The sequence below is a fragment of the Novosphingobium sp. MBES04 genome, assembly GCF_000813185.1.
GTDB lineage: Bacteria > Pseudomonadota > Alphaproteobacteria > Sphingomonadales > Sphingomonadaceae > Novosphingobium > Novosphingobium decolorationis.
This window is the reverse complement of sequence record NZ_DF850518.1, coordinates 1-658: the sequence shown is the minus strand read 5'-3', so window position 1 is coordinate 658 and position 658 is coordinate 1. Positions and strand designations below refer to the sequence as shown.

Here is a 658-nt window from a genome sequence, read left to right as displayed (position 1 = left end):
GGGACCGTCTCCCATCGGACGACCCGGGATGCCGCCAAAGCCGATCTGGAAGAGCTGGAACCACTTGCCCGCCTTGTCGTGGCCTGCATAGAACAGGTGCGGCGAGGAGGAGAAGCCCGCGGCGTTGAGGAACTCAGGCGTCTTCTGACCCAGCAGGCCGCCCATGATGTCGAACAGGCGTCCGAGCACGTGGGTACGGCCCGAGAGCGCGGCCGGGAACTTGGGCTTGAGCAGCGAGCCTTCCGGGATCCGGATGTCGATCAGCGGGTAGTAGCCGTCGTTGAACAGGATCTGCGGATCGAAGACCATGATCATGTAGATGCCGAAGAACATGCGCATCATGTTCTCGTTGAGCAGCATGTTGATCGAGGCCTGGCTCTGCGGATCGGTGCCGTCGAAGTCGAGAACGACGCGGCCGTTCTCCTTCCACATGGTGCACTTGATCTTGTAGGGGCCAAAGCCCATGCCATCGTCGCAGATGTAGTCCTCGAACGAGACGGGCGTCTCGCCGATCGAGCTCTCGATGAGCTGCTGCATGGCGCGGTAGTTGCGGTCGAGCAGCAGGTTGGTCGCCGAGACGAAGATGTCATCGCCAAAGCGTGTCGCCATCTCGACCACGCGGTTGGCGGCAACGCGGCACGAGGCGATCAGCGCATTG

Annotated in this window: 1 protein-coding gene; it reads right to left on the bottom strand. The window is 62.2% G+C overall.

Going from position 1 to position 658, the window contains the following annotated elements:
- Window positions 1–658: hydantoinase B/oxoprolinase family protein (locus tag MBENS4_RS23755; protein WP_039396933.1), on the bottom strand; the 658-nt coding region annotated here is incomplete at both ends.